Below are 6,134 nucleotides of genomic sequence, written 5' to 3'. Positions count from 1 at the left end.
CAGCCACAGCGTACCGGGCAGGTAGCCCATCTGCGCCGCCAAGACCGGGCCGACCAGAGGCCCTGCGCCAGCGATGGCCGCAAAGTGGTGTCCGAAAAGGATGTGTTTGTTGGTCGGCACGTAGTCCAGACCGTCATTGTTGAGCACGGCTGGGGTAGCCCGACGCGGATCGAGTTGCATCACATTATTAGCGATGAACAGGCTGTAGTAGCGGTACGCGACCAGATAAATGGCCACGGCGGCGACCACAATCCACAAGGCGTTGATCGCCTCGCCTCGGCGCAATGCCACTACGCCCAGGGCGCACGCTCCCAGGATTGCCAGCAGCAGCCAGGGTAAGTGGCGTAGCAGGCTATTATTATTTTTCATTTTATGATTCCAGCCAGAGTGGACAAGAAAGACAGCCATCCGGAGTTTAGCGCTACTGACGGCAAAGGCCATACCCCGACATTGATCCAGAGCCTGTCTTTGCTGGCAGGCTTTAACAATGCGGGTCTATAGTCAGCGGACATTCAGAGGATTGCGCCATGAGTGACCACCCTGCTGATCGCCGCCGCTTCAAACGTATTGCGTTCGATGCCCGAACCGAGCTGAGCCAGGGGGAATTCATCTGGCCGGTGAAGCTGATTGACCTGTCACTCAAGGGGCTGCTTATCGAGAAGCCCGAGCCGTGGCTGGGTAATCCAGACTGGCATTTCCTGGTTGATATTCATCTTAACGAAGACGTCGAGATCAAGATGGATGTGATGTTGACCCACGATGACCATGGTCAACTCGGGTTTGTCTGCAAACACATCAGCCTGGAATCGATTGAACGGCTGCGGCGATTGATCGAGTTCAACCTGGGCGATCCCGAGGAACTGGAGCGCGAATTGGGCGCCCTGATCGAAATCTGAAGGCCAATCCCACAGGGTTTTCGTTCGGGTTACCAGCTATTCGAACAAAGCGTCAAGCGCCTGTTCGAGACGCGTCACCGCAATAATCTGCAACCCCGGCGGCGCCTCTTTCGGCGCATTGCCCTTGGGCACGATAGCGCGCTTGAAGCCGTGCTTCGCCGCCTCTTTCAAGCGTTCCTGGCCACTCGGCACCGGGCGCACTTCACCCGACAAGCCGACTTCGCCGAACACCAGCAGATCATGGGGCAGTGGCCGGTTGCGCAAACTGGACATGACCGCCGCCATCAGCGCCAGGTCAGAAGCGGTTTCCAGCACCTTCACCCCACCGACCACGTTGAGGAACACATCCTGATCGTGAGTCGGGATGCCGCCATGGCGATGCAACACCGCCAACAACATGGCCAAGCGATTCTGATCCAGACCGAGTGTTACCCGGCGTGGATTGGCCATATGGCTGTCGTCCACCAACGCCTGCACTTCCACCAGCATCGGCCGGGTGCCTTCCCACGTGGCCATGACCACGCTGCCCGGGACTTCTTCCTGAGCGCGAGTCAGAAAAATCGCCGAGGGATTGGAGACTTCTTTCAAGCCCTTGTCGGTCATACCGAACACGCCCAATTCATTCACCGCACCGAAACGGTTTTTTACCGCCCGCAGCAGACGCAGGCGGCCATCGGATTCGCCTTCGAAATACAGAACGGTGTCGACCATGTGTTCCAGCACTCGAGGGCCGGCCAGTGCGCCTTCTTTGGTGACATGGCCCACGAGGAAAATCGCCGTGCCGCTTTGTTTCGCGTAACGCACCAGCAACGCCGCGCTTTCCCGAACCTGGGAGACGCCACCCGGTGCCGATTGCAGCTGCTCGGTGAAAATCGTCTGAATCGAGTCGATCACCATCACCTTGGGTTTTTCCTGCCTGGCCGTGGCGATGATGGTTTCGATGCAGGTTTCGGTCATCACCCGCAGCTGATCCTGAGGCAAGCCCAGCCGCCGGGCGCGCATGGCCACTTGCTGCTGGGACTCTTCGCCGGTGACATACAGCGCCGGCATGCTCTTGGCGAGGTTGCACAAGGTTTGCAACAAAATGGTCGACTTGCCGATGCCGGGATCACCACCGATCAACACCACCGAGCCATCCACCAGGCCGCCGCCCAGAACGCGATCCAGCTCGCTGGACGCCGTGGAGAAACGCGGAATCTCTTCAACGCTGACTTCGGCCAGGGTCTTGATCTGCGCCTGCTGGCCGGTCCAACCGGTGCGACCACTGGGGGCTGCGGCGCCGCCGCTCTCGACCATGGTTTCAGTCAGCGTGTTCCAGGCCCCGCATTCGCCGCACTGGCCGGCCCACTTGGGGAAGGTTGAGCCACACTCGGTGCAGCCGTACATGCGCTTGGCCTTGGCCATCTGAACTCCCGGCAAAAACCGCGATGATAGCTCAGCTCGCGCGGATCAGCGCGGCGCCGCCGTACGGATTTCACCGCTGGCCAGACGCGCGGCACTATTGCCCAGCGGATCTTCGGCATTCATGTCTGCCCCTTTGGCCTTGAGTGCGTCCAGCAACTCGACGCGCTTGAACAAGCCGGCATACATCGCGGCAGTCTGTCCCGCGCCGTTACGTTGGTCGGGACTGCACTGGGCGGTCAGCAAGGTCCTGGCGATCTGCACTTCGCCTTTGAAAATCGCGCCCATCAACGCCGTATTACCGCGTTGATCCTGAGCGCAGGCATCCGCCCCGGCAGCGAGCAAACGCTCCACGGCAGCGCTCTGGCCGTGATAGGCGGCCAGAATCAGCGCGGTGTAACCCTTGTTGTCGCGGGTATCGAGGGAATAGCCGGCCTCGATGAAGGTCTCGAGCATGGGCACATCACCGCGTCGAGCGGCATCGAAGTAGTAATCCTGTATTTGGGCTCTCAACTGCGCGGGGTCCTTCGAGACTGGCGCATCAGGCCCGGCGAACACGCTGAACGACACGCACGCCAGAAACACAGACAGATAAAAACGCATGGCGCAACTCCTTGATCAGACGGGACCTCGCATGAGGTCCCGCTTCAGGCAGATGGATCAGTCGACCAGTTTGGCCGCCAGCGCCTTGACCCGAGCCAGATCACCCTTGGCTACTTTGGCCACCCCGGTCCCGTATTCCGGGTCGGCCTTGTAAAGAAAGGACAGGATGATGTGCTTGCTCTCGTCATCGGTGGTGGCCAGCGAGCCACCGAAGCTGTCGATCAGGTCCTGACGTTCCTTCGGGTTGAACGAGCGATACAGATCGCCAGCTTGCTTGAAGTTCTGCTCACGCTGAATCTTCGCCTGCTGCGTGCTGCCCGACAGGGCCGACTGGCTGTAACGCGCGGTTTGCGGTTCTTCACGGGCCAGCAGGCGACTTGGCTGGTAATTCACGCCTGTGCTGCTGGCGCCGATGTTCATTGCGCCATCCTGGTTGCCGTTGTTCACGGCGATTTTGGGTGCATTGATCGGCAACTGCAGAGCGTTGGCCCCCAGACGATACAGTTGGGTATCGGCATACGAGAACACTCGACCTTGCAGTAAGCGATCTTCCGAAGGTTCGATACCCGGCACTAAATTGGCCGGGGCCATGGCCACTTGTTCGGTTTCCTGGAAAACATTCGCCGGATTACGGTTCAACACCATTTGTCCAACTTTCCGTTCAGGCACACCGGGCCAGATCTTGGTCGCGTCCAATGGATCGAAATCAAACTTGGACAAGTCTTGAGGATTTAGAACCTGGATGTACAAGTCCCATTTCGGGAAGTCACCCTTGTTAATATGTGACACCAAGTCGTTAGTCATATGACTGTAGTCTTGGCCTTGAACACCCGTCACTTCTTTAGGGTCGAGGTTTTTTATCCCCTGCAAACTTTTCCAGTGAAACTTTACATAGTGCACATCGCCTTTGGCATTAACCAACTTGTAGGCATGCACACTATTGCCGTCCATTTCCCGATAACTGGCCGGCGTGCCGGAGTTGGAATACAACTCGGTCAAGGTACGAGTGGCTTCCGGAACATGGGAGAAAAAGTCGAAACGACGGGAATCGTCGTCGAGGTTGGTACGCGGATCCGGCTTGAAGGCGTGGACCATGTCTGGAAACTTGATCGCGTCACGGATGAAAAAGGTCGGGAAATTGTTGCCGACCAGGTCCCAGTTGCCGTCTGCAGTGTAGAACTTGGTGGCGAACCCCCGCGGATCACGCAAGGTTTCCGGGGAATGGTTGCCATGGACCACAGCGGAGAAACGCACAAATACCGGCGTACTTTGGCCGCTGGCAAATACCTTGGCCTTGGTCAGGTCGCTGAGGTCGTCGGTCACGGTGAACGTGCCATGGGCGCCCGTGCCACGGGCATGCACCACGCGTTCGGGAATGCGTTCACGGTCAAAACGCTGGAGTTTCTGGATCAGTTGCACGTCTTGCAGCAGCACCGGCCCCGTCGCACCAGCAGTTTGCGAGTTCTGGTTGTCGCCGACGGCGGCCCCGTTATCGCGGGTCAAGGTCGCAGCATTGACGGAGAAGGACAGCAGGCTGGCGGTCAGAACGCCAAACGTACGACGGTGGGGAAAAGCCCCGAGGCCGAGGGGAGTTGTCATGGAAGTTTCCTCTGATTTTATAAGGCGCATCCAGGTGCGCCCTACAGAGGCTAGTGACCCAAAGACCAAAACATAAATAGAAATCCCGCACCGAGGCGATAGAGAAAAGGTTCTGGAAAGCCCGGTCTAGAGCGGGTAATCGCGCGCGACTGGTGGCACTTTGTAAACTAATTGCCGGAAGATGTGTCGATAAGAGCGAGCATTGTAAGACGGTGTTTCGAGCATGAGCCGTTTTGCTGACTTACACTGCGTTCACCAACCTCATCTGTAACAAGGAAATAACCTATGGGCGTGATAAGTGAGTTCAAGGCCTTCGCGGTCAAAGGTAATGTGGTCGACATGGCCGTGGGTATTATCATCGGCGCGGCCTTCGGCAAAATCGTTTCGTCGTTTGTCGGCGACGTGGTGATGCCACCCATTGGCTTGCTGATCGGTGGTGTGGACTTCAGTGACCTGGCCGTTACGCTCAAGGCTGGCAATGGTGAAGTCCCGGCGGTGATGCTGGCCTACGGTAAGTTCATCCAGAGCCTGATCGACTTCATCATCGTCGCCTTCGCCATTTTCATGGGCGTCAAGGCCATCAACCGCCTGAAACGCGAAGAGGCCGTGGCGCCAACCCTGCCGCCGGTGCCGACCAAGGAAGAAGAGCTGCTGGAGGAGATTCGCGATCTGCTCAAGGCCCAGAACAATCAGCCCTGATGACTGATCACCCGGCACAAACGGCGCCTTCGGGGCGCCGTTTGTTTACCAGTAGTTTTCCACCGCCACTTGGCCGGGACGTCGACTGAGGCTCAAGTGCATGTCCCGTTGCTTGAGCAATTTGCGCGTGTCATCGATCATCTGTGGATTACCGCAGAGCATTACCCGCGAATGCTCGGCTGTCAGCGCTACACCGGCTGTCCGCTCCAGCTCGCCACTTTCCATGAGTGTCGTGATCCGCCCATTCAAGGCACCCGAATGCTGCTCGCGGGTAACGGTGGCGATGAATTGCAGCTTGTGCGCGTACTCGGCCAGATAATCACGCTGCGCCAGCCCCGCAATCAGCTCCTGATACGCCAGCTCCCGCGCTTCGCGCACGCTGTAAACCAGGATGATTCGTTCAAATCTCTCCCAAACCTCGAAGTCCTGCAGGATCGACAGAAACGGCGCCAGCCCCGTGCCTGTGGATAACAACCAGAGGTCACGGCCATCGACGAAGCGATCCAGCGTCAGATAACCAAAGGCTTGGCGATCAACCAGCAGCGTATCGCCGACTTCCAGTCGACTCAGTTCACTGGTGAACTCCCCTCCCGGCACAACAATAGAGAAGAACTCCAGAAACTCGTCATAGGGTGACGAGACCATGGAATAAGCTCGCCACACCGTGCTGCCATCTGCCTTGGTCACGCCTAGTCGGGCGAATTGTCCTGCGCGAAAACGAAAGCCTGGATCCCTGGTGGTCCGCAGAGTGAACAGATTCGGAGTCAACGGCCGAACTTCAAGCAGCATTTGGCGCGTGAATTTTTCTGCACTGGCAGTCATGGCTCGCTCCCTTCGACATATGACGCCCAGTGTCCCGCAAAGCGGGCTGCGTAAACACCGGTGATTTGTAATGGCTTTCGTACACGCTCACTAATAATGTAATCAACATATACC

7 protein-coding genes are annotated in these 6,134 nt (G+C 57.9%); 2 read left to right on the top strand and 5 right to left on the bottom strand.

All coding sequences use genetic code 11. The annotated features are described in order from the left end of the window. Positions 1-369: carbon starvation CstA family protein (locus tag MMG91_RS19440; RefSeq protein WP_310660417.1), on the bottom strand; the 369-nt coding region annotated here is incomplete at its 3' end. A 158-nt stretch (positions 370-527) separates the two neighbouring features. On the opposite strand from MMG91_RS19440, the gene MMG91_RS19435 reads away from it, so the two are divergent. Then, positions 528-896, top strand: coding sequence for a PilZ domain-containing protein (locus MMG91_RS19435; protein WP_050681428.1), 369 nt, complete (start codon positions 528-530; stop codon positions 894-896). A 36-nt stretch (positions 897-932) separates the two neighbouring features. On the opposite strand, the gene radA is transcribed toward MMG91_RS19435, so the two are convergent. The 3 genes from radA to katB are packed head-to-tail and all read right to left on the bottom strand — an operon-like array spanning position 933 to position 4,499. Then, a complete protein-coding gene (radA, locus tag MMG91_RS19430; RefSeq protein ID WP_007895270.1) occupies positions 933-2,300 on the bottom strand; it encodes a DNA repair protein RadA in 1,368 nt (455 codons plus the stop codon). Positions 2,301-2,345: 45 nt separating this feature from the next. Then, a complete protein-coding gene (locus tag MMG91_RS19425) occupies positions 2,346-2,900 on the bottom strand; it encodes an ankyrin repeat domain-containing protein (RefSeq protein WP_310660416.1) in 555 nt (184 codons plus the stop codon). A 57-nt stretch (positions 2,901-2,957) separates the two neighbouring features. Then, positions 2,958-4,499 carry a catalase KatB gene (gene katB / locus MMG91_RS19420; RefSeq protein ID WP_305503371.1) on the bottom strand — a complete coding sequence of 514 codons (1,542 nt, stop codon included), beginning with the start codon at positions 4,497-4,499 and terminating at the stop codon, positions 2,958-2,960. Positions 4,500-4,784: 285 nt separating this feature from the next. On the opposite strand from katB, the gene mscL reads away from it, so the two are divergent. Then, positions 4,785-5,198, top strand: coding sequence for a large-conductance mechanosensitive channel protein MscL (gene mscL, locus MMG91_RS19415; protein WP_305446982.1), 414 nt, complete (start codon positions 4,785-4,787; stop codon positions 5,196-5,198). Between the two features lie 45 nt (positions 5,199-5,243). Here mscL and MMG91_RS19410 read toward each other — a convergent pair whose 3' ends face one another. After that, complete coding sequence (locus MMG91_RS19410) at positions 5,244-6,020, bottom strand: ferredoxin--NADP reductase (protein ID WP_305503374.1); 777 nt, start codon at positions 6,018-6,020, stop codon at positions 5,244-5,246. Between the last annotated feature and the right edge of the window lie 114 nt (positions 6,021-6,134).

Source organism: Pseudomonas sp. JL3 (assembly GCF_031570575.1).
Taxonomy (GTDB): domain Bacteria; phylum Pseudomonadota; class Gammaproteobacteria; order Pseudomonadales; family Pseudomonadaceae; genus Aquipseudomonas; species Aquipseudomonas cucumis.
The sequence above is the reverse complement of the archived record's forward strand: the minus strand, read 5'-3'. Positions and strand labels throughout refer to the sequence as shown.